The 21,485-nt window shown below is 41.1% G+C and carries 9 protein-coding genes; 2 read left to right on the top strand and 7 right to left on the bottom strand.

What is annotated here, in order from left to right:
* Nucleotide 1: 1 nt before the first annotated feature.
* Entirely contained in the window at nt 2-3,313 is a 3,312-nt protein-coding gene (locus Q3A68_RS17785; RefSeq protein WP_302902469.1) for a VCBS repeat-containing protein, read from the bottom strand.
* Nucleotides 3,314-3,566: 253 nt separating this feature from the next.
* Between Q3A68_RS17785 and Q3A68_RS17780 the strand changes: the two genes are divergently transcribed.
* Nucleotides 3,567-4,511, top strand: coding sequence for a GyrI-like domain-containing protein (locus Q3A68_RS17780; protein ID WP_302902468.1), 945 nt, complete (start codon nt 3,567-3,569; stop codon nt 4,509-4,511).
* A gap of 41 nt (nt 4,512-4,552) precedes the next feature.
* On the opposite strand, the gene Q3A68_RS17775 is transcribed toward Q3A68_RS17780, so the two are convergent.
* From Q3A68_RS17775 to susR, 4 genes are all read right to left on the bottom strand, one after another.
* The gene (locus Q3A68_RS17775) at nt 4,553-7,858 is read right to left on the bottom strand and encodes a VCBS repeat-containing protein (protein ID WP_302902467.1); all 3,306 of its coding nucleotides are present in this window, start codon (nt 7,856-7,858) and stop codon (nt 4,553-4,555) included.
* An 81-nt stretch (nt 7,859-7,939) separates the two neighbouring features.
* Complete coding sequence (locus Q3A68_RS17770; RefSeq protein ID WP_302902466.1) at nt 7,940-9,475, bottom strand: RagB/SusD family nutrient uptake outer membrane protein; 1,536 nt, start codon at nt 9,473-9,475, stop codon at nt 7,940-7,942.
* Nucleotides 9,476-9,494: 19 nt separating this feature from the next.
* Nucleotides 9,495-12,506: a SusC/RagA family TonB-linked outer membrane protein gene (locus Q3A68_RS17765; RefSeq protein ID WP_302902465.1), complete on the bottom strand. Its 3,012-nt coding sequence runs from the start codon at nt 12,504-12,506 to the stop codon at nt 9,495-9,497.
* A gap of 680 nt (nt 12,507-13,186) precedes the next feature.
* Entirely contained in the window at nt 13,187-14,815 is a 1,629-nt protein-coding gene (gene susR / locus Q3A68_RS17760) for a SusR family glycan utilization regulator (RefSeq protein ID WP_302902464.1), read from the bottom strand.
* A 272-nt stretch (nt 14,816-15,087) separates the two neighbouring features.
* Here susR and treA point away from each other — a divergent pair, with 272 nt between their 5' ends.
* On the top strand, nt 15,088-16,653 hold the full coding sequence (gene treA, locus Q3A68_RS17755) for an alpha,alpha-trehalase TreA (RefSeq protein WP_302902463.1): 1,566 nt from the start codon (nt 15,088-15,090) through the stop codon (nt 16,651-16,653).
* A gap of 23 nt (nt 16,654-16,676) precedes the next feature.
* Here the strand turns inward: treA and Q3A68_RS17750 are convergent, their stop codons facing one another.
* Both Q3A68_RS17750 and Q3A68_RS17745 read right to left on the bottom strand, forming a co-directional pair.
* Entirely contained in the window at nt 16,677-17,645 is a 969-nt protein-coding gene (locus Q3A68_RS17750; RefSeq protein ID WP_302902462.1) for a PorP/SprF family type IX secretion system membrane protein, read from the bottom strand.
* A gap of 36 nt (nt 17,646-17,681) precedes the next feature.
* Nucleotides 17,682-21,485: cadherin-like beta sandwich domain-containing protein (locus tag Q3A68_RS17745; RefSeq protein ID WP_302902461.1), on the bottom strand; the 3,804-nt coding region annotated here is incomplete at its 5' end.

The raw sequence follows: 21,485 nt of genomic DNA, 5'->3' as shown, positions 1-21,485 counted from the left end.
TCTAATAATTTGGTTTGAAAAACTCTATTGGTTTGTTGTTTATCGCCACCGCATAGATCATCCCTTTTGCAGTATGGATTGCTTTAATATCCCGCACTTCCCCTCTTACCAGAAATCCAGACTCAATTGGTGAAATAAATTTATGATTTCTTGCTTTATCTATCAGTAAAACATCGCCGTAATCAGCGTCATACCTACCTTCATATGGCACCACACCCGAATAATTACCCCCTGTTATTAATCCCTTCCCCTGCAATACTGCTAAACCAAAAAGCGGTGCTACCTGCATGTTCGATGGCAATGCTTTAAATTGGAAACTGCCTTGTCCTTTGTTATAAAATACTCCTGAGGAAAAGCAATTGGCTATCCATGGAGACTTGCTTAATGAATCTCCAAAGATTTCCTGCACCGTTTTACCGGCAAAGTTGTGATAGTATAAAAACTTCTTTTTCAGGATTGGCACTTGTTTCTCAATATCGCCCTTACCTAAAAAGGTGTAGTCCTTCTTATCAATACTATAAGTGAGTATCGGATCTACAGTACCATTTTTGTCCAGATCGGATAAAAACAGTTTTACCGGGTCCTCTGCTGTTGGTTTCAATTTGGAGTTCCAGCCATAATTGCTTGCTATAATATCTGTTTTACCATCGCCGTCTACATCAGTCAATACAATCCGCTGCCACCAGCCCGATAGCTTATCCAGTTCGTCACCATGCTCCTGAATAAATTTCCCTTTTCGGTTCATAAAGACTTTTACGGGCATCCACTCACCCGCCACAACCAAATCGGGCCAGCCATCGCCATCCATATCAGCGAAAGCTGCCGATCTTATTAAACCGGCATATTTCAACTCATCCGGTATTTGAGCTTTCTGATAATGGCCACGGCCATCGTTTATCAATAGATAAGACTCCGGAATTTTTCCGTAATGCAGTGACGCAGGGGCTCCTGCAACAAAAATATCTGAGTAACCATCATGGTTTACGTCAGCAACAGCCACCGCTGATTTGTTCAATTTGATTGAAGGAATATCATTTGATTCTTTAAAGTTTCCTTTACCATCATTAATGTATAAATGATCAGCTAAAGCTGCATCCCCATCAGGTAATTCATTGCCGCCGCTAACGGCATACAAATCGGGGTAATCATCATGATTTACATCCAGAAAAACAGCATCTACACCTTCGCCAGCAGCATCGCGAACCAAATCAGGCTGTTGAGATTCTTTAAACCTGCCATCAGTTTGCTGAATAAACAGGGCGCCTGGTTGTCCCTTACCACCGCATACATAAAAATCATCCAACCCATCATGATTCACATCGGCAACCGCGATTCTTGGCCCTTCCTGCGATAGCATATGTGGTATAAGCGGTTGAAAATTAAAATCTACAAAACTATCTTCTACATGCTGCCATTTAATGTTTACTTGCTTAGTGATATTCGTAAACATTGGCGCTTTGGGTGGGAAAAAGCTGGCATAATTAAAATGGCCGCCGGCATTTTTTTGATTGGTTATTAAAGTTTGGTCGGGTTTTACATTCCGGACAATTTGATAGGTTTGATTGGGCCAAACTATCAGTAGGCTATCTATTTTTTGTGCACTGCCGAATCCAAAATGCAGTTTGGGTTCTACCGATGATTGGAAACCTCGTGTCAGCATCAATTGCTCGTACTGCAGTTTCCCACCCGAAAAAGCATAGGCTTTGGCCCCTATGCCAAACTTATTGTCTTCCTTGCCGTTAAATTTTAGACTAAGATAATGTGTACCCTTTGACTCATTTCTGTAGATACAGGCCTCGTGATTCATGTTATTAGTCACCAGGTCGAGATGCCCGTCATTATTCAGATCGGCGTAGGCAGCACCGTTGGATATCATGGCATCTTTAATACCCCATAATAAACTTTTATCAATAAATTTCTCATCCGGTGTGCCTTTAAAAATATAGCTATGCGACTCGCCACCAGGCATTTTATCGATGGCTGTGCTATCCATCTGATGTGATGAAGCCAACATCAATTGTGTAGACATATTGGAAATAAAACTGACGTAGTCCATGTCCATCGGCCTGCGTTTGATTCCATTGGCAATAAACAAGTCTTTTATGCCATCATTGTCAAAATCGGCCAGCAGCGGACTCCAGCTCCAGTCCGTCGCATAAATGCCATCCATTAAACCAACCTCACTGAAAGCTTCCCCATTTCCGAGATTTTTTTGCAGGCAATTTCGTGAGTATTGGTATTGGAATCCCCCGTTTAGTATTTTAACCTTATACTGATCATAAGATTCATCCCCAATGTAACTTTTTAGTATTTTTTCTTCTCCTGGCAGCATGTCGGCCGTCACAATATCCAATTGGCCGTCATTATTAAAGTCAGCCATATCATTACCCATACTAAACCGGCTGTAATGATTAAAATGTTTGCCTCCCGACTCCGTAAATGTGCCATCATGATTATTGATATAGTAATAATCATTCTCGTGGAAATCGTTACCAACATAGATATCGTCCCATCCATCATTATTCAGATCGCCTACGGCTACCCCTAAACCATAGCCCAATGCGCTGCTATAAATACCTGATTGCAAGGTAACATCAACAAAATGGCCATTTTTATTCAGATACAGCTTACTGCCGGCCAGCTTGTTAACTTTTCTGCGCAAACTGGTATCACCATAGGTCTCGACAGAGTGGTTGGATTGATTTAGCAGAAAACAATCCAGTTTACCATCATGATTGTAATCAAAAAAAGCCGCCTGGGTTGAATAACCGGAAAAATCGAGGCCATATTCGGCTGACTGTTCTGTAAATGTCCCGTCATGGTTATTGATATAGAGCAAATTGTGACCTTTCAGGTCGAGCTTTCCTGCAACTGCGCAAACATAAATATCCAGATAGCCATCATTGTTTACATCGGCCATTGTAACACCAGTGCACCAATCGGCAGTGCCTGCAACGCCTGCTTTATCCGTAATGTCTTCAAACTTATAGTTACCTTTATTCAGATAAAGTTTGTTACCGCTCTTTTTATTTGAAGTAAAGTAGATGTCAGGCAAACCGTCATTGTTAATGTCGCCTATGGCAACACCTCCGCCATTATAGAAATACAGATATTTCAAAATACCGGGCTCATCGCTGTCGTTTAATTTATTTGCAAAATGAACATTGGTTTGTGATGACGGTAATAGCTCGAATAAAGGTGCTTGCAATTCCTTCTTTTTACATGAAAGAAAAACACTGGTAAACAGCAAAAGAACAGGTATCAAATACAAAACTTTCCGTCCGTGGCTCGCCCGAATAAAATTGATCATCATTGATTATACCGCTATTTTTGAAGGAGCCTGAATAAACTGAAGGTACTAAGAGTAGTCGTATTAGAATAGCTTTTAGGTTTCATTGGTGCAAATTTTCAGGTGCTCAATGCTATAAAAGTATTAATTAATACCTGTGAAACCAAGCTGGCCACGGATAAAAATGGGTTAAAAAATTTCACCTAAATATGGCTCTTATGCTGTCAAAAACGGTTTTTTTTCTATACTTTCGGCACTGCCACTTTGATAAATTTAAATGAAGAAGAGAATTATTGCACTATCAGTACTATTGTTAATTATTGCTGCCTGCTTTATCCCGGTTACCCAACAAAAAACGATCACTATAAAATCTTCTTATTTGAACATATTTATTCATCTCTCAAATCCATCAACCTGGAGAAAATGGAGATCTGATATGAATACCATCGCAGATGCCGACTCAAGTAAAGTTTTAGTCAAAAAGGATTCTAATTCATTCAGTTTAAATTATAGAGAAAAGAAATTAGATGTTAAATCAGGGGGATATTTGTTTGAAATTGAAGATAGCTGGAATAACAAATTCATTAATTATAGCTACGTTATTGTTCCAGATAAGGTACCTACCAAAACGGTCATAGTCGTAACTAAAAAAACTTCAGCTGTCAATTACCTGATCGGAAAGCTCAGCAAAACTTCTTTTGACGATACGCATATTGATGATCTAAAAAAGTTCATGGAAACAGATAGTCTTCTTTATGGCTACAACATTTTTAAAACAAAGGTACCTGATGAAAATCTCATTGAGATAAAAAGAAAGGTATCATCAAAAGACAAATTCACTGCCGCGGCCCGTATGCAGGTTGTGTTGCAAGAATACCTTAAAAAGCACAATGTAAAAAAGGTGCAGCCATTAATTGCACAGTTTTTTCCGCGCGATAAAGATTCCACCCAGGTTAATTTAGGCTTTTATGTTGATAGGAAGGTTAAAAGTGAAAACGAAGTAATCTATTCGGAAATGCCTAAAGGGGGCTCACTTTATGCTGTAAAATATGTAGGGAGTTTTAAACAAAAGCAGAAAGTTTATGCAAGCTTACATCAATATTTTGTAGACCATTCCTATCAATTGGCTGTTTCGCCGTTCGATAGCTATCTCGACGACAAGCTTCCTACATCCGATACAAGTAAAGTAAATATTCAGATAAACTTTAGTAGTTATCTTTAATCATTCAGCCTGAATACATTCATTCAGGCTGAATGATTATTTCAATTTCCTTTAAATAACTGTAAAGCATCGTTATTCCTGGCAACAATGATGGCTTTTCCACTTCTTGTATTTATAACAGCCGCATCCCGGGCTTCTCCTGTTACAAATAATCCACTTTGTGTTGGCGGCGAATAATCGAACCCATGTTTGTTGTTGCCCAGATAAGTAACACCGTAATTAGCGTCGTAGCGTCCTATCTCAGGCTTTAAGCCATAAAAATTACCGCCCAAAAACAAGTCGTTTATACCATCATGGTTGATGTCAGTTACCAATATGCTAAACACTGGTGAGAATTGAGCCCTGATCGGTAGCGGTTTCATATCAAAATCACCCTTGCCTTTATTATAAAAAACACAGGTTTGGGCTTGATTTACAGTCAAAACCGATGCTTTTGTCAACTGCTCTTCGGAAAAAATTCCTTCAATGCCTTTCCCTGCATATGCGTCATACCTCAAAAATCTCTTTTTCAAGAGCGGTAGCTGTTTGATCATATCATCGTGCAGATTAATGGGATAAGCCTTCCCATCTGTTTTATAATAAACCGGTATACATTCTGTTTGACCGTTCTCATCAAAATCCGACACATATAACTTAGCTGGGTGATCAACATCAGCTTTTATTTTTGAATTTAATCCACTATTGCCTGCGATAAGGTCAGGTTTACCATCCCCATTCAGATCAGCAACTGTCAGGCAATTCCACCAACCTGCTGAATTGTTTAGCTCTTTAGTCTTTTGAAGTTTGCCATTAACGTATTGAAGAATAGTCACCGGCATCCAATCGCCTACCACAATTAATGAGTTTTTTCCTGAACCATCTATATCTGCCCATTGCGCATCGGTTACCATTCCTAATTTCTCCAATTCAGGCGCTATGCTAGCTGTAACATCCTTAAAATTCCCGTGTCCATCATTCCTTAATAGCTTGCTTGATGGTATTACGCCATAAGATCCCGGCACACTCCGACCTCCGATGAATAAATCATCGTTATTATTGTTCAATCGTACACATGAGGCATTAACAGAAACAATTGGCCAGCCTGAAAATTTACGGGTAAAATTGCCTTTGCCATCGTTAACGTACAACCGTGCCAGCAAATTAAGTGAGCCTTGTTTTTCCATATTTCCGCCAGAAACAACTGCAAGGTCCATATCCCCGTCGTGATCAGCATCAAAAAACAATGCGCTAATATCCTCGCTGTTTTTGTCCTGCTCGAACACAAACTCTCTGTTTTGTGCAAACCTCCCATCGGGCTGCTGAATAAAAAGCTTTGCGGTATCACCGGTAGCGCTTCCCATAAAAAAATCCTCCAACCCATCCCCGTTAACGTCGGCAACAGCAAGCTTCGGTCCTTCGGTTGATATCATTTTAGGGATCAATCTTTCAACATCAAAATCTTTAAAGTCATTTTCCCTATGATGTATATTACCGGTTATCTGTTGAGAAGTTACATTTTTATAATAGGGTCTCGCCCTGTCAATATTCACAGGTTGGAATACCTGATGAGCGTCTTTTTGAGAAAGAGTTATGGTGGTGTTACATTTAACATCTTTCAGTGTTTGCATTTTTAAGTCGGGCCATACAACACGCAAACTATCTACTTTTTTGAAAGCGCCGGTACCAAAATTGAGCAGGGGTTCCATACTGCTTTCAAAACCACGGGTTGGCATCTGTTCAATCAGTTGCTGCATACCACCTGTGTAAATAGTGACCTTTGCGCCTATGCCAAAAGTATTCATACCACTACCTTTCAGACTAACTTTAAGATAATGCGCGTGCGTCCTTTCAGAAGTCATGTTCCGGTAGATAAAAGCTTCACCGTTCTCATTATTCACAACAAGGTCCAGGTCCCCGTCCCCATCCAGGTCACCATATGCAGCCCCATTGCTGAATGATGGCACAGAAAGCCCCAATCGTTCAGTAGCATCCTTAAATTGAAGATTTTTCTGATTTACAAACCCATAATTACTGATCGGGGTTTTGGGCATTTTATTAAGAAAGGTTTTCGATTTAAAACCTCCATTCTTTACCTCATTCATCACTTCTTCACTGCCAAAATAGGCCAGGAAATCCTGATTTGTAAGGTCCCGGCTTATACCATTACTCACAAAAATGTCCTTCCACCCATCATTATTAAAATCAAAGCACAGCGCACCCCAACTCCAGTCAGTAGCATCAATTCCTGCCAAATCGGCTATTTCGCTAAAAGTTCCGTCGCCATTATTTAACTGCAGACAGTTTTTGGTAAATTGATGATGAAAGCTATTTTTAAGCTTGGCATTATAAATATCATATTCATCAAACTTGGTCGTTGTTTTCAGCCGGTAATCATTTTCCGGGAGCATATCGGTAGTAAATACATCAAGGAGACCGTCGTTGTTTACATCAGCCATATCTGATCCCATAGAGGATAGGCTCATATGCCCCATAGCATTGTCACTGATCTCCTTAAATCTACTGTTATGCAGATTCTGATAGAGATAATCGTGTTCAAAAAAATCATTAGAGATATACATATCATCCCATCCGGTATTGAACAAATCTCCCACCTCTACCCCTAAACCAAACCCAATCTCGCTTCCATAAATGCCTGCCTGTTCACTTATATCTACAAACTTCCCGTTGTCATTTCTATATAACCGGTCGCCGTTTTGAGGGTCCCGTGTGTTCCTGAGATCACGGTTATAACCAAAGCTTCCTATTGGCCTATAGCTATTATTTAAAACAAAGCAATCCAGATCGCCATCATGATCAAAATCAAAAAATATCGCCTGTGTAGATAAGCCTTTGTCTGCCAGACCATACTGAACGGCCTCTTCTATGAAAGTACCATCTTTTTGATTAATGTATAATTCATTGGCCCTATCTGCATCTTTCATGCCCCCACTGTTTGAAACATATATATCCAGCCAGCCGTCGCCATTAATATCCACCATGGTAACACCGGTATGCCACCGTTTGAATCCCTTTACGCCGGCCTTTGCTGTCACATCATCAAATTTCCAGTTGCCTTTGTTGAGGTACAATTTATTTTCACCCTGGTTAGAAGTGAAGAAGATATCCGGTTTCCCATCGTTGTTTACATCACCAATTGCCACTCCTCCGCCATTATAAAAATTGCGGTAGTTAAACACGTTGAACTCACCATCTTCTTCAACTTTATTGTTGAAGATTATACCCGTTGATGAAGCGGGCAACAATTGAAATAAGTCATCTTTAGGATCAGACTCCGTTTTGTTGTGTTTACAGGAAATATTGAGAGAAGAGTATACAAAGGCAAGGATTAGTATATGACGGAATCTCATGATGGAATTAAATATACATAACTAAAAATGGAGTAGCAATCAGGCTACTCCATTTCCAATACTTGTTTTTATTCAAAGTAATTAATAACCTGGGTTTTGGTGCAGGTTAGAGTTTGAAATCAATTCAGGTGCAGGGATCGGGAATATAAAAGTATGCTGATCACCGTCATCTGTTTTTGCCGGGGTACGCGCTCCGGTAAAGTAATGCGTACCGGTAGCCACTTCGTAACGGATCAAATCCTGTCTTCTCCAGCCTTCCCACATTAATTCACGGCTTCTTTCGTCCAATAAATTAGGAAGAGTCACGTTAGCCGATGTCCAGGCAGTTACGCCAGCACGTGCGCGCACCTTGTTAACATCTGCAAGAGCAGTGGCAATGTCACCTGTTTGCAGTGATGCTTCAGCCCTCATTAAATAAGCATCGGCCAAACGGAAAATCACCATATCATTGCTTTGGTTACCGGCTGTTCCGGCTTCCGGGTGATATTTTACGTTACGTGCACCCGCTAAACGGAAAGCATCGGCAGCTGATGATAGTGTGGTTACATTAGGGTTAAAAGCCAATGGTAAACCGGTCTGTTTGTCTGTGAGTGGTGTGACACCATCAGCTTTATATTGCTGTCCAACCAGGAATTGAGCCCGGCGTGCATCAGCGGCATCGTATTTATTATACACATCAGCTGTTGAGCAGAAGCCGTTCCATGGTGAGCCTGTTAACCCATACGTATCCTGTGATTGATAGTGTAGAGTCTGCATCTCCCAGTTCATGTTACCAATATTAATTTTATCATATGGCACCACAAAGATATTTTCAGCCGATCCATCATTTGCTATCGAAAAGTTATCAAAATAGTTAGGCTGTAAAATATACTTACCCGAGCTGATAACCGTGTTTAATGCAGTAATTGCTTTGGCCCACTGTGCCGTTCCGGTGTAAACCTGTGCGTTCATGTACAATTTTGCAAGCAGCATATAGCCGGCATATTGAGTCAACCTACCATAAGTAGTTTTATCAACGTTATTGGATAGCAGTGGAACATTGGCAGTCAATTCACTTTCCAGGAAAGCATAAACAGCTGCGCGGTTTTGCTGGGTTACCTTGCTCGGGTCTGTATTGTAATCAATTACTACAGGTATGTTCCCAAACATATCCATTAACTGATAAATAAAATAAGCGCGCAAAACTTTCAGCTCGGCCACTACAGCATCGTAATTTGATGGTTTGCTTGCCAAGCCATTCAGGATATTTAAAGTAAAATTTACTTTACCTATACCATTGTTGAGATCACTCCACCCGCCATCAACAAAAACGTCCGGTTTAAATTTATGAAGCCATAGTCCCTGCCATTGACCACCGTCGTACCAGTCATTACCTCTGGTTGGAACAATGATTTCGTCTGATGTTATTTCATTCATCTGATTTACGTTTCCGTCAGGAATGTTTTGCAATGCTATATATGCCGGGGCCACACCTGCTGCTAACTGGGCAGGGGTTTGGTAAAAATTACCTACAGGCTCAACACTATAGATCTTTTTGTCGAGCTTGGTACATGATGGCATTATACTGCCTGCCAGAATCACTGTACAGACAATAAACAAATATTTTTTTCTTTTCATCACTATTTTCTTTAATATTTTATTTCAATGTGACATTTACACCCAATGAAAATGTTCTAACTCTAGGATAGTAAGCCTCGCCACCATAGTTGGCATCAATATATGCCTGGTTGTTTGAACCGTTAAGGTTTTGGCCGAACAATATATTTGTGCCTGATGAATTTTCTGTTTTCACCTCAGGGTCAAGACCTTTGTATTTGGTTATTACAAAAACATTGTTTGATGAAATAAATACCCGGAGGTTGCTTGCGAAGCTTATATTTTTGAAAGAGTAACTTAAGGTCGCATTATCCATGCGCAGGAATGAGGCGTTTTCAAGCCACAGGTCAGACGCAACAGGTGCATCCTTTATGCCATTGGTTAGCGCTTCTCTTGTTACGTTGTTCCCAGGTAAGCGGGTAACGGTTTGAACGTCAAGCAATGTATTATTAAAGATTTTTTGTCCGTATACACCTCTTAAAGCAAAGTTCAAGTTCCAGTTGCCGTAATCGAAGCTATTAGAAAAACCATAGTTGAATTTCGGAGCCGGATCAATGTAATGTCCTGCGGGGCTTGCATTTTGATCAATGGTTTGACCATCAAAAGTTTGGTTACCACTCGCATCAACACCCGTATAATGTGGCAGGTAAAATACATAAGGACTATACCCTGGTTTCAGGAAAGTGATCGGGTTTGAACTTAAACCACGGCCTCGTGCATATCCTACCGGTATTTGCGATGCTGTTAACGGATAAGTTTTTCCTGCATAGGCAAAGCTTCCTGACAGGTTGTCGATCTTGGTATTAACAAATGATATCTGCCCGCTTGCGGTCCACCTTAATTTAGGGCCAGTAAGTATTTGACCTGTCAACGATAACTCGAAACCTTTATTAGTCATGGTTCCTACGTTGGCCAGCAATGTATTTACTACGAATGGTGGGGTTGGTACGGTGTAATCGTAAAGCAGGTTTTTGGTTTTATCATTAAAGTAGTTCATACTTCCAGATAACCTGCCATTGAACAAGTCAAAGTCCAAACCAACGTTCTTACCTTGTCTTTCTTCCCATTTTAATAATGGGTTTGCATTCTGATTTGTTGAATAAGCACTTAAATATGACCCTGACGATGCGTCGAAATATTTACCGACTGAGTTAACGGTTTCCAGTGTACCATACGGAGAAATTGCATCAGCGTTACCGGTAACACCATAGCCCGCTCTTAATTTCAAATCGGTTATCCAATCCACATTCGCTAAGAGATCTTTTTTGAAGCGGTATGCCAAGTCAAATGATGGGAAAGTACCCCACTGGTTTTGCGAACCAAATTTTGAAGAACCATCACGGCGTAAAGTTGCAGTTACGTAAATACGTCCGTCATAGTTGTAAGCTGCACGGGCAAAATAAGATATCAGAGTGTATTCGTTCTTATAAGAAAAAATCCTATTAAACTGGCTGTTGCCGGCACCCAGGTTATTGTCCAGTTGCTCCGGAATAATATACTGCTGGCCCGCGGCTACGAAGTTATCGTATAAGTAGTCATTATACTCGTATGCCGCAATAAAATTCAAGGTGCTCTTGCCAAAGGTCTTGTCAAAATTTAAATGCAGGTTACCTTTGTAAGAATTGGTATTTTCCTGTGCCTGGCCTCCCTGGTTCACATTACCCTCAACTGGGAAAGACGGAACAAAGCCATGCGTCTGTACATTATTACGGGAAATAGCTCCATTACCTCCTATTTTTAACTCGTGTGTGATATTATAATCTACCGAGCCGTTGATGAGTGTAAGATATTCGTAAGCTTTTGCAGTAGTCTGGTTAATGTGCTCAACAGGGTTTGCTTCGTTAAAATCAGTGTAAGCAAAATAACTGCCATCAGGATTCTTAACAGGAAAAGTTGGCGGCGAGTTATACATATAGCTGAAGTTCGAGTAGTCAAGGAAACTACGAACTGTGCTAATGTTTTGAATACCAGCTTTAATATCCAATTTATCATCCAATGCCTTTGTTTCACCACTGAAACGCAAACCTAATTGTTGTTTACCAGTGTTAATAACGATACCCTGTTGGTTTGAATAGTTGGCCGAAGCAATGTAGTTTGAACTGCTGTTGCCACCGGAAAGTGATACACTATGCCTTTGCTGATATGCCGTACGGGTAATCGCTCTTTGCCAGTCGGTAACACCACCCTTGGCATAAGTAGCTACTTTAATGGCGGTGTCTTGTGAAGCAAGAAGGTTAAGCTCTGCAAGATATTCGCTTGGCGTTAACAGGTCATAGTATTTGCTTTGCTTGCTGAAGCCAGCGATACCATCATAAGAAATAACGGCCTTCCCTGATGCTCCTTTTTTGGTAGTAACGATAATTACGCCGTTTGCACCACGGGAACCGTAAATAGCAGCGGCAGAAGCATCTTTCAAAACGTCATACGAGGCGATATCGTCCGGAGGAATGTTTTGAAATTGGCTAGGATCGTCCAGGATCACACCATCGACAACAAACAATGGTGACAAACCACCTGAAAGCGATGACTGCCCCCTTAAACGAACTGAAGCAACCTGGTTAGGGTCACCACCCGGCTGGGTAATAGTCAAACCCGCAACTTTACCTGATAACTGATCAATAGGGTTAATGATAGCTCCCTGGTTAAAGTTTTTGGCCGAAATGTTTTCCACTGCTCCGGTTACATCCTTTTTGCGGGCCGAGCCGTAACCAACACTTACAACAAGTACTTCGTTAAGTGCAGTGCTTGTGGCATCCAATGTAATGTTAAGAGGGCCGCCTGTTAAAGCCACATCCTTTTTTACATAGCCTACAAAGGATACTGAAAGTGCTTTTACTGAAGAAGGCACAGATAATTTGAAATTACCATTTGCATCGGTTACTGTGCCCGATGTTGAGCCTTTTGCCACGATGGATACACCCGGAATAGGCGAGCCATCTTTTGAGTCTGTTACTTTACCTGATACTACTACGTTTTGAGCCAAAGCTGGTAACGCAAATAAGCAAAGCAGGATAAAGTAGCAACTTACTTTGAGTAAATTTTTAAAATGCATAAAATTTGGGTTGAACGGTTTATTGATTAGTTAGTTATTTATAGCCTTCGTAAACCTATTGTTATAAATATTTTGAGATGAAATATTATAATATAACTAGTTTACGTTCAGCCAGTTGCTATGGCGGATTATTACTGTCCTTTCTATTTTTCATTAGCTGATTGGTTTACAAATTGGTTGATAAAAATATTGCCACGGTATAGCTGGTATACTCCCTGGTTTACTTAAATTCTTAAAATCAAAACTGCAAGCAAAAAGCATTACAATAAATGAATTAAGTGATGCGCACTTCTGTGCCGGTAAATTATTTTATTTGGTTAATTGGTTATTAGGGGAAATCCGATATAATCTAAGTTACTAATTTTTAAAATTACAAGCAACTTTTTCATTACATCACCTACCCATCTAGAGCAAAGTAATACATACGCTCTAAGATTACCTATTTGTTTTTGGAGAATATAAGAAAAATCTGCATTTTTTAAATACAAATACCTAATATTAAGGAACTTACAAATAAAACTATTGGAGAAAATATAAACTAAATTTAGTGAGAAAAGGTATTTAATAACCCATCTCAATATTAATTTAACAAAATATCAATTGGCTATCACGAGGTAAACTGCCGTTCAGCGCACTAAAAGATATTAAAATCACACGATTATTCTTTTTTAAAGAAGAGCTTATTCCTGTCCCTTGCCGGGCACCTCAATAGCCTTAATATCCATGATCCGGTGATCGAATTCATCACTTGGCACAAGCGCCTTGGCTTTAATGCGCATCTTGTAAACGTAGATGGTATTTACGGAGTATTCCAGAATATTGGCAATTGTTTCTACGTCACTTATACCAAGTCGCATCAATGCGAATATTCGCAAATCAGTATTTAATACCTCGTTATCTTTCGGCCAAATCTGGTCTTCTTTTTTAAAAAGCGAATTAAACGCACTGATAAAATTGGGGAAGATTTTAAGAAATATATGATCGAAGGTATAAAATAGAGTTTCCCGCTCTTTTTTTATATTTATCTCATTTACAGACAATAAAACATCATCATACTTTTTAATAGTGATCTTTCGCTCGACATTTCGTTTGAGCTTTTCAAGCTTCAATATGTATCCGGATATTACATTAAAGAAGTAGCCTATATATTCTTCTTTGATATGAGTGTCTTCTATCAGTTTTTCATTTATCTTTTCAAGTAGTGTATTCTTTTCCTCGATTATCTTTTCTTTAACCTTCAACCGTTTCAGCTGGATAAATACAATAAATGACACAAGAGAAATTAAAATGGCCACCACTGCAATGGACAAGAAATAAACCAGGAACTTATTCTTCTCCTTTTCGGTGGCGATATTGATTTGCGCTGAAACAACGGGTAATACGGCTCCAATCTTTATTTTGCGCAATCTGGCCCCGTAAAACTGGGCATCGTCCATGGCCTGCTTAATAAAAGTATAGGCGTCCTGAACATTGCCATTTTGGTACAACTCCTGACCTAGTTTAAATAATGCCAATGTTTCTTTAGTTGATGACCGAATGTCATTTATAGCCCCGACTGCCATCAAATAGACCCGTTGATCATATTGGTTCGGCTTATTATAGAAAAAACTCAGACCGGTTGATACCATCGCTCTGTGATGTTCGCTTATGGTATAGCTATCCAGCAACTTGATAAAATATGGTGAGGGTTGTTGCAACTGTGACAAAATCACCTGTTTATCGCCCTGACTATAGAGCCAATCAAAAGAATTTGGCTTGGAAAGGGCGATGGCTGAATCTATATATTTAATTGCCTGAGCTTTATCCGATGGCGAATAGTTTTTATCACTATTATATTCAGCAAGATCAGAGAATGCCCGTGATTTTATGCTATAGTATTCACGTTTAGAGCTATCATGAAGAGAGCTCACATTGATATGGTTTAAACAATCGAAACTCTCTTTGAACATTCCGGCAGACACCAGGAGAAAACCAACTTTTATTCGAGTTTCATTCTCTTTTGACACATTTTTTATACTCCTGCTTATGTCAAGAAGCTTCTGCGTATAAAAATATGCTGAATCGAACTGGTAAACTTTATACTCTTCATATAATTTATCACAAAGATCATATTGGGTATTAAAACTAGTTTGAGGCGTGCTTTCTAATTTGGCTTTCAGTGCCTTGATCCGGAGCTCTTTTTTATCATCATATATATTTTTCCGGGATAATTCAACTTTTAATTGAGCTAAAATGCTATCTATTTTTGTGGATGAGTATGCTGAATATCCGAGAAATGACAGGAACAGGGTTAATAAAAGTATTCTCATGTCGAGACCAATGGTTTTTAGATGCCTAAATCTATATTTAAAAAATGAGTTTCTGCTTAAAAATGATAAAAAGTATTTTAAATTTTATCAATCAAAAACATGAATAGTGCACTAGGAAGGTCGTTTTTATTCATATTTTTTTTATAAAAAACATACTTCAAACTCTTAATTAGAAATTCTTTATACCTTGCTCATTAGTAATATTTTACCAATTTCTGACCCGGAATAAATAGTTTCCAATCCTAACACCTAATTACAATACGATTATAAGTATGAAAAAACTGTTATTAACGCTATTTCTATTTGTTGTTTTTGGCATTTCATATGCTCAGATAAATACGCCCCGTCAATTTTTTCCGGGTTTATTTGAGGCCGTGCAGCTATCGGACATCTTTCCAGATAATAAAACCTTTGTTGATGCCACTCCACGACGTGACCCGGAACTAATAATAAAGGATTATAAAGACCAAAAGGATAAGCCAGGCTTTGATTTAAAACAGTTTGTTATTGAAAACTTCATAATTCCAGGCGGTAATTCAGCTGTTTTCAAAACAGATGTATCGCTTGGCATCCGAAAACATATCGATACGCTGTGGCACGTGCTTTACCGTAAGCATGACACTGTTTCTAAATGGTCCTCTTTAATACCATTACCAAATGATTTTGTGGTGCCTGGCGGGCGCTTCAGAGAAACCTACTATTGGGACTCTTATTTTACCATGCTTGGTTTGCAAGAAAGCCATCAAACAGAGATTATCCATAACATGATAGGCAATTTTGCCTATATGCTTGATAAATACGGTTTTATACCTAACGGAACCCGTACCTATTATCTGACACGTTCACAACCGCCGTTCTTTTCAATGATGCTTGATCTGCTGGCCAAAGATGAGGGCGATGGGGTATTCGTAAAATATCAGCCTGAGTTGATAAAGGAATATCATTTCTGGATGAATGGCGCTGAAAAAGTGAAACCCGGCGAGGCCTATCGAATGGTGGTGCGCATGAAGGACGGGGAATTATTGAATCGATATTGGGACGATTCGGATCTGCCGCGAGAAGAATCCTATAAAAAAGATGTAGACGCGGGTAAGTTGACTAAACAAAAATTGAGTGACTTCTACCGGAATATCCGCGCTGCAGCGGAATCAGGGTGGGATTTTAGTACGCGTTGGATGGACACCACAGGCAAGCTGGAAACCATTCAAACCACATTTATTGTGCCTGTTGATCTAAACTGTTTGCTTTATCATTTGGAGCTCTCAATCGCAAACTCATACCACCTGCAGGGTAATGGCCTTAAATACAGGGAATATACGACTAAAGCTCTTTTGCGCAAAAAGGCCATCTTAAAGTACAGTTGGAATGAAAAACTTGGCTGGTTTATGGATTATAACTGGAAAACCAGGCAAATCACACCGCACCAAACACTCGCGGGGACATTCCCTCTTGAATTTAAAATTGCAGATGCCAGACAAGCTGCAAAAGTAGCCTCAGCGCTAAGGACAAAATTTCTAAAACCAGGCGGATTGGTTACCACATTTAGGCGCTCCGGCCAGCAATGGGACAGCCCGAACGCCTGGGCTCCATTACAATATATGGCTATCGACGGCTTAAATAAATATAGTTATTCGGGACTTGCACGCTCGGTAGCCGAATCATGGATAGGTACCAATATCCGGGTTTTTAACTCAACGGGCAAGCTGATGGAAAAATATAACGTACTGGACACTGATGTAAAAGCGGGTGGTGGCGAATACCCTTTACAGGATGGTTTCGGGTGGACAAACGGCGTACTACTGAATCTGTTGAACAAATATCACATGGATAATTTATAAGCGAACAGTTTTCTTTGTAAGTCTTAAAGGGTTGCCTTTTTAAACAGTTTCAAACTGATACCCAATTCAAAGGTATTGTTGGCATAGCTGCTTAGTTGACCGGTATTATAAGTATACGTGAACAACAACCCCAGTGTGTGATAATCGATCCCGAAACCCCATGAAAGGCTGTTATCGCTATGATATATTCCCTGAAGGTTTAACTGGTAGTTGTCTTCAAAAGTTGTTCTGTATAAATTAAAACCGACGTCAAAAACATTACTGTACCCCATTACACCACGATAGGCAACTTTCGGTTCGATACTAAAAATACTGTAGTTGTTAGCATAAGTTAATTGTATCTTATAACTCATTGCCGCATAAAAAGTAGATGCTTCAACATCTACCGCATCTGCCTGGTTCTGAAAGAACGCTCTCTTGAGGTTAGGTAATGAAAACTGCGCATTAAACTTTGGACTGGTATAAGCCATCCCCAAATCGCCGTCCGCATAAACACCATGGCTGTTAAACTGGGATACTGCCAAATCCCCCTGGTCGCCTACAACATTGCTTTCGTTGATATGGGCATCACTGAAACCAATCGATAAGCCCAGGCTCAATTTAGCTCCTTTATCATTTAAAGGTATGTGATAAGCATAAGTACCCATTACCCGGGTCCTGTTAATCAAACCTGAGCTATTACCATAAACGTTTAAACCCAATCCTACTTTATTACCCGAGTTAAAATCAGCTGTAAAGGTCGTTAATGTGGGGCTTCCAGGTACCCCTATCCACTGCTGGTGGTAATCCATATTCAGGTTTAGCTGCTTTTCTATGCCGGCCATGGCCGGGTTGGCCAAATATTGATTCTGAAAATAGATCGACTGGATATTGGTCAATTGCGCGTAAGCACTATTGCCGGCCAATGTAATTACCACTAGGCAGGTGACCGCCAATGCCCTGATCGTTTTATAAGTTCTCTTATTATTATAAATATTATGATGATTCAGCATCTTGTCGTTTAAAGTTTGGTCTTACCCCTATTCCATTTACCGCCTTTTTATTACTGTAATATATCCCTTAATCTTTTTGTCACCCGGTCCCAGATCAATTACATAATAATAGGTGTCCTCTTTCAATGGTTGTCCGTTATAATTTCCATCCCAATCATTGCTGTATCCCTTTTTAGTGTACAACACTTTGCCTGAGTGGTCGAATACAGTAACCGTATTATTGGGAAACAGATCAATATTTTTAATAAACCAGGTATCATTTTTACCATCCCCGTTAGGAGTCAGCAGGTTATTTGCTATTACATCATTCTGTGGCACATTCCTGGTCACAACAACTGTATAGGTTACTGTTGTGATACCATCCTGAGCCAGCACATCAACCGTAATGGTATTTTCACCCGGTGAGAGATCAATTACCTGGCTTGGCTGGCCGTTATTAGCTACAACACCATCTACCTTAATCGTGGCGCCTGCATCAGTTGTAGTTGGAGTTACAGTGATTGAACTTACGCCGTAATCAACATCGGCGGTATAGCTCCTGGTGCTGCTCGAGAATGTGGGCTTTAACGTTCCGTGGCTTAGTGACAGGTTACTGAGCGTTGCGATAGTTGTTCCCGCCCTGGCAACCGTTATAGTATACGATGTAGATGCACCACCTGCTGACACAATAACTGTAATTACATTGGCCCCAATGTTTAACGATATAGGTGCTGAGGGTGTGCCGGAACCCGTTTGGACGCCATTAATAGTAATGGTATTTGTTGGATCGCTTGTTGTAGCAGTCACCGTTAAACTGGTAGTAGTATTCGCTACCGCGGATGCATAGCTGAAAACAGTGCCTGAGAAATCAGGTGCAAGCGAGCCGGAACTAATGGTCAGGTTGGCCAATACCACAGCGTTTGCCGGCGTACGCGACACAGTAATTGTATAAGTAACTGTAGTACCATCCTGAGCTGTTACCACCACATTAACAATATTACTACCTACCTGCAACGGAATAGAACCTGAAGGGCTCCCCGATGCTACGGCACTACCATTTACAGTTATGGTCGCGTTAGGGTCAGTCGCTGTAGGCGTTACGGTAACGCTGCTCACCGTGTTAGGCACGCTTACTGCATAGCTGGTAACTGAGGTATTAAAATTAGGTGCGAGCGTACCCGAGCTTATTGTCAGATTATTCAAGGTAGCCGTAGATGATGCTGTGCGGGTAACCACTACAGTATAAGTAGTTTTTGTAGTGCCGTCCTGTGCAGTTACTAAAACGGTAACTGTATTGGGTCCGATTGCCAAAGGAATAGATCCGGATGCTGAACCGCTTGCTACCGCTGCGCCGTTGACAGTCACTGTTGCTGTCGGATCTGTTACCGTGGGTGTTACCGTGATACTTGTGGTTGTGTTGCTTACCCCTGCTACATAGCTGAGCGTGGCACTTGAGAATACCGGTGTCAACGACCCAGAGCTTAAAGTAAGATTACTTAGTGATGCAGTAGATGATGGCGCCCTGTTAACTACTATTGTATAAGTATCGGTGGTTGTGCCATCCTGTGCAGTGACAATCGTTGTGATTGTATTAGCACCGACATTCAGGTTAACAGCATTTGAGGCTGTTCCGCTCGTCACTGCTGTCCCATTAACTGTTACGGTTGCAGTTGCATCTGTTGTTGTTGGCGTTACCGTGATACTGGTGATTGTATTTGCTACGCTTGCGCTATAACTGGTTGTGCCGCTAGCAAAGGCTGGAACCAATGTGCCCGAACTGAGCGTCAGGTTGCTTAAAGTAGCTATTGACGACGGCGCGCGTGTTACGGTAACTGTGTAAGTACCCGATGTGACACCGTCCTGTGCAGTAACTATTACTGTTAAGGTATTCGGCCCAACAACCAAAGGAATAGCACCGGATGCTGTACCGCTTATTACAGGTGTTCCATTTACGGTCACAGTAGCTGTGGAAACAGTCGTCGTTGGTGTTACAGTAATACTGGTTGTTGCATTGGTGACATTAGCCGTATAAGTTGTGGTTCCGCTCGCAAAAGCAGGTGTTAACGTACCTGAACTGATGGTTAAGTTGGACAATGTAGCTATAGAAGACTGTGCACGGGTGACAGTAACCAAATAGGTATTTTTTGTAATACCGTCCTGAGCCGTAACGACCACCGTTATCAGATTCGGGCCCACTATTAATGGAATCGGGCCCGATGCAGAACCAGAAGAAACCGCAGCGCCGTTAACTGTTATTGTAGCTGTTGCATCCGAGGCAGTTGGTGTCAGGGTGATGCTGGCAATCGTATTAGCCACACTTGATGTGTAAACATTAGTTCCACTTGCAAAAGCCGGATTAAGTGTACCTGAACTGAGCGTCAGGTTAGATAATGTTGCATTGGATGAAGGCGCGCGCGTAACAACAATTGTGTATGTATCAGTAGTTGTACCATCCTGAGCTGTCACAATTGTGGTAATTGTATTAGTTCCCACATTGAGGCCAACCGCTGCGGACGCTGTTCCACTTGTTACAGGCACACCATTTACTGTTACTGTTGCATTAGCATTGTTAGCAGTTGGCGTTACAGTGATACTTGATGTTGCGTTGGGCACAACTGCTGTGTAATTGGTAATAGCACTTACAAATACAGGTATAAGCGTACCGCTGCTTATCGTCAGGTTTGATAGTGTTGCATCTGGTGAAGGCCCTCTTGTTACAGTAATTGAATAAGTAGTTGTTGATCCATTCTGCGCCGTAACCAATATACTGATCACATTTGACCCGACATTTAGTGGTATCGGTAACGATGGATTTCCAGAGATAACCGGCAGGCTATTTACTGCGATAATCTCCGTAACATCAGACGCTGTTGGGGTGACAGTAACACTGGTTGTTGCATTGCTCACGCTGGCTACATAGCTTAATGTCGAATTATTAAAAACAGGTATCAGCGTACCTGAACTAATGGTCAGGTTACTTAACGTTACGATTGAGGATGGTGCTCTTGATACCGCTATTGTATAGGTATCGGTTGTTATTCCGTCCTGTGCCGTCACTACAACGGAAATTACATTATTCCCTACACTTAATGCAATAGGTGCCGATGCGTTACCTGATACTACCCCTGTGCCATTGACTGTTATTGTCGAAATTGCATCTGTCGCTGTTGGAGTAACAGTTATACTGGCCGTTGCATTGCTCACACTGGCAGCATAACTGGTGGTACCGCTGGCAAAGGGTGGAGCAAGTGTGCCCGTGCTTATAGTTAAGTTGGACAAAGTCGCTACTGCCGATGCCGCACGGGTTACTGTAACCGTGTAGGTTGTTTGGGTTGTTCCGTCCTGGGCCGTCACAACGGTTGTGATGGTATTGGCGCCGACACTCAGAGCGATTGGTCCGGACGGAGTTCCCGATGTTACCAGATTGCCATTCACGGTTACTGTCGCATTGGCATCCGAGGTGGTTGGGGTGACGGTAATGCTCGTGGTTGCATTGCTCACACTGGCCGTATAACTGGTCGTTCCGCTGGCAAATGCCGGGGTCAGCGTTCCTGCGCTAAGCGTCAGGTTCGATAACGTTGCTGTTGCCGAGGCTGCACGGGTCACTGTAACCGAATAGGTTGTTTGGGTTGTTCCGTCCTGAGCCGTCACAACGGTTGTGATGGTATTGGTGCCAACATTTAAAGTGACCGGTCCGGACGCCGTTCCCGATGTTACTGCATTGCCATTTACCGTTACTGTCGCATTGGCGTCTGTGGTGGTTGGGGTAACGGTAATGCTCGTCGTTGCATTGCTCACACTGGCCGTATAACTGGTCGTTCCGCTGGCAAATGCCGGGGTCAGCGTTCCTGCGCTAAGCGT

Origin of the sequence: Mucilaginibacter tolerans, assembly GCF_030519375.1 — a bacterium.
Lineage (GTDB): Bacteria > Bacteroidota > Bacteroidia > Sphingobacteriales > Sphingobacteriaceae > Mucilaginibacter.
Note: the sequence above shows the minus strand (reverse complement) of the source record. Positions and strands in the feature narration are given on the sequence as shown.

What these genes read in the sequence shown, in the direction of transcription:
- Q3A68_RS17785 (WP_302902469.1), bottom strand. Translation starts at nt 3,313, where the DNA reads ATGATGATCAATTTTATTCGGGCGAGCCACGGACGGAAAGTTTTGTAT.
- susR (WP_302902464.1), bottom strand. Translation starts at nt 14,815, where the DNA reads ATGAGAATACTTTTATTAACCCTGTTCCTGTCATTTCTCGGATATTCA.
- treA (WP_302902463.1), top strand. Translation starts at nt 15,088, where the DNA reads ATGAAAAAACTGTTATTAACGCTATTTCTATTTGTTGTTTTTGGCATT.
- Q3A68_RS17780 (WP_302902468.1), top strand. Translation starts at nt 3,567, where the DNA reads ATGAAGAAGAGAATTATTGCACTATCAGTACTATTGTTAATTATTGCT.
- Q3A68_RS17765 (WP_302902465.1), bottom strand. Translation starts at nt 12,506, where the DNA reads ATGCATTTTAAAAATTTACTCAAAGTAAGTTGCTACTTTATCCTGCTT.
- Q3A68_RS17775 (WP_302902467.1), bottom strand. Translation starts at nt 7,858, where the DNA reads ATGAGATTCCGTCATATACTAATCCTTGCCTTTGTATACTCTTCTCTC.
- Q3A68_RS17770 (WP_302902466.1), bottom strand. Translation starts at nt 9,475, where the DNA reads ATGAAAAGAAAAAAATATTTGTTTATTGTCTGTACAGTGATTCTGGCA.
- Q3A68_RS17750 (WP_302902462.1), bottom strand. Translation starts at nt 17,645, where the DNA reads ATGCTGAATCATCATAATATTTATAATAATAAGAGAACTTATAAAACG.